General features: G+C 36.8%; 3 protein-coding genes and 1 pseudogene. All 4 read left to right on the top strand.

The genetic code is table 11. The features are described from left to right. The first annotated feature begins 145 nt into the window (after positions 1–145). Positions 146–1,885, top strand: coding sequence for an arginine--tRNA ligase (gene argS, locus ACJML3_RS04465; protein WP_406020970.1), 1,740 nt, complete (start codon positions 146–148; stop codon positions 1,883–1,885). 22 nt (positions 1,886–1,907) lie between these two features. Next, positions 1,908–2,570, top strand: coding sequence for an SPOR domain-containing protein (locus ACJML3_RS04460; protein WP_406020968.1), 663 nt, complete (start codon positions 1,908–1,910; stop codon positions 2,568–2,570). A 2-nt stretch (positions 2,571–2,572) separates the two neighbouring features. Further along, on the top strand, positions 2,573–3,100 hold the full coding sequence (gene hslV, locus ACJML3_RS04455) for an ATP-dependent protease subunit HslV (RefSeq protein WP_406020966.1): 528 nt from the start codon (positions 2,573–2,575) through the stop codon (positions 3,098–3,100). A gap of 1 nt (position 3,101) precedes the next feature. After that, positions 3,102–3,254, top strand: a pseudogene (gene hslU / locus ACJML3_RS04450) (HslU--HslV peptidase ATPase subunit); the annotation flags it as partial.

Here is a 3,254-nt window from a genome sequence, read left to right as displayed (position 1 = left end):
AGTAACCTGTACTGACAGAAATGAATTAAGAAAATTTTTAACTCAGGTTCGTAATACTGTAGAAGAGCAGACCGTACCTAACGATATAAGATTTGCAATCGAAGTTGATCCAATTGCAATGTACTGATAAAACTTGGAATTTTTCATGAAACAGCTAATCGAGAATTTAATTAAACAAAGTATCAATAAATTTGCAGATAATACTCAGATTGATGAAAAAGTATTATCCAACATCAGAATTGATAGAACAAAAGATCGCTCTCACGGTGACTTTGCTACAAATATAGCAATGATCCTATCAAAGCCACTGAAAAACAATCCTCGTGCTGTTGCACAATTACTTGTTGATAACCTGCCAGAAGATTCACATATTTCAAAAGTAGAAATTGCAGGTCCTGGATTCATCAACTTTTTTATAAATAAAGATTCTATTTCAGATGCTCTTAAAGCAATGAATGAAGATCCTAGATTAGGAATTTCAAAAGTTGATTCTCCTAAGAATATCGTTGTTGATTACTCAGCTCCAAACGTTGCAAAGGAAATGGCAGTTCACCACATTAGATCAACCGTAATAGGTGATGCTGTTGTTAGAGTTCTTGAATTCTTAGGTAACAATGTAATCAGATCAAACCACATTGGCGATTGGGGAACTCAGTTCGGTATGCTTATTGCCTACCTTGAGAAAAAAGAAAATGAACAGGGTTCTGGCATGGATTTATCTGACTTTGAAGCTTTCTACAGAGAAGCAAAAGAATGCTACGACTCTGATGAGGAATTTGCTGTTAAGGCAAGACGATATGTAGTTCTTCTACAGGGTGGTGATGAATATTGCCGTACCATGTGGAAAAAGCTTGTAAAGATGACAATGGATCAGAATCAGATGCTTTACGACCGTCTTGATGTCACCTTATCAGACAAAGACATCATGGGAGAAAGTTTATACAATGATATGCTCCCGGTTGTTGTAAATGATCTGATAGACAGAAAGATTGCTGTTGAAGATCAGGGTGCTATCGTAGTTTATCTGCCACAGTTCAAAAACAAAGAAGGCAATCCTCTTGGAAATATCATCAGAAAGAATGATGGTGGATTCCTTTATACAACAACTGATATTGCATGCGCAAAATACAGAGCAGAAAAATTAAAGGCAGATAGAATTCTATACTTTACAGATTCTAGACAGAGTCAGCACCTAGAAACAGTTTGGGCAATCTGCAGAAAAGCTGGCTATGTTTCAGATGCTGTATCTCTTGAGCACTGTCCTTTTGGAATGATGTTAGGTAAAGATGGACATCCTTTCAAGACTCGTTCAGGTGGAACCGTAAAACTACGTGATGTCTTAGATGAAGCAGAAAACAGAGTAACAGCCCTACTCAAGGAAAGAAAATCAAACCTTTCTGAAGAAGAAAAGAAGACTGTTATCCATAATATTGCTATGGGTGCAGTTAAATATGCAGATCTTTCTAAGAACAGAACCACTGATTATATTTTTGATTGGGAACAAATGCTTTCTTTTGAAGGAAATACTGCTCCATACCTACAGTATGCATACAGCCGTATCTGCTCAATATTCAAGAAAGCAGGTGATTTAAAACCAGGAAAGATTATCATTGCCCATGAGGTTGAAGAAGAGCTTGCAAATAAACTTCTTGCTTTTAACGATGCAGTTCAGTCTGTTGGTGCAAAAGCACTTCCAAACTTACTATGTAACTACATCTTTGAGCTTTCTAACCTATTCATGAGATTCTACGAGGCTTGCCCAATTCTTAAAGATGGTGTTGATGAAAACACTAAGGTTAGCCGCTTAGCTCTGTGCGAACTTACTGCAAAAGTAATTAAGCAAGGCCTGAATCTGCTTGGCATTAACGTAATGGAGCAAATGTAGAGTGAAGGATATTAAACAGCAATTGGCTAAATTTATTGATTCAGTAATTTTCTTTTTGATGAAAAAAGATGAAAACTCATCAATAAAATACAAGAATCTTGCAATTGCAGTATCTATAGTTGTAGCAGTTTTAATTGCTGTGATTATTTCATTTGCAAGCTGTTCTTCAAAGACAATGATTAAACACCCTGCGGATGTTAATTCAGAAGAGGTAAGCTTTGAAGACAACAATGCAATTGCTGTTGATCCAACAGACGAAAACGATCTTGTTGCTCAGTCACAACTATTGCCTCAGAACAGAGAAAACTTAAGCAACAATGAATTACAGCCAATCGTCATTGAAGAGCAATCTCAAACAAACAAAGGTAAAAATTCAGATGCAAGTATGGCTGAACAGCAGATCGTAAAGGAAGATAACATACAACTTCCAAGTAAAGTATCTTCCCATGAAGAAACTAATACTGTTTTCTTATACTGCAATCAGTACAAAACACAAAAAGAGGCATCTCAGACAAAGGCAAGCATCGCTTTCTCTCTTGGCATGATGTCATCTATTGTGAATAAAGGGGGATACTACCAGTTAAAATTAGGCCCTTTTGGTAATCGAGAAGAGGCACTCAACATTTTCGAACAGTTAGATAATCAAGGACTTGTTGACGAATGCACTCTTGAACGTAAGGAATAAACATGACAACAATTGTATCAGTTAGAAGAAATGGTGTTGTTGCTGTAGGCGGTGACGGTCAGGTCACAATGGGTCAAAGCACCATTTTAAAAGGCAACGCAAGAAAAGTAAGAAAAATTTTTCATAACAAAGTTATCTGCGGATTTGCAGGTTCTACTGCCGATGCTTTTACATTACTGGATCTTTTTGAGAAAAAACTAGAAGAACATCAAGGTATTCTTGAGAGAGCTTGTATCGCCTTAGCAAAACTTTGGAGATCTGATAGAGCTCTTAGAAAACTTGAAGCTATATTGATTGTTGCCGATAAGAACGACTCACTTATGATAACAGGCACTGGTGATGTAGTAAAAATGGATGACGACGTCCTTGCTACAGGCTCAGGTGGAAATTATGCTCTAGCAGCTGCAAGGGCTTTATTTGATAATACAGATCTTTCTGCTCAGGAAATAGTAAAGAAATCATTGGACATCGCATGCAATATCTGCGTATTTACTAATGAAAATCATATTATCGAAACCATAGAGAATTAGAATGTCAGAATTAACACCAAAACAAATCGTTAACGAATTAGATAAATATATAATCGGTCAGAAAGAAGCAAAAAAGGCCGTAGCGATTGCTCTTAGAAACCGCTGGAGAAGAATGCAGGTTCCAGAATCAATGAGAGGAGAGATTGTTCCAAAG

Source organism: Succinivibrio sp. (assembly GCF_045124615.1).
GTDB lineage: Bacteria > Pseudomonadota > Gammaproteobacteria > Enterobacterales > Succinivibrionaceae > Succinivibrio > Succinivibrio faecicola.
This window is presented reverse-complemented; position numbering and strand designations above follow the sequence as displayed.

What these genes read in the sequence shown, in the direction of transcription:
- argS (WP_406020970.1), top strand. Translation starts at nt 146, where the DNA reads ATGAAACAGCTAATCGAGAATTTAATTAAACAAAGTATCAATAAATTT.
- hslV (WP_406020966.1), top strand. Translation starts at nt 2,573, where the DNA reads ATGACAACAATTGTATCAGTTAGAAGAAATGGTGTTGTTGCTGTAGGC.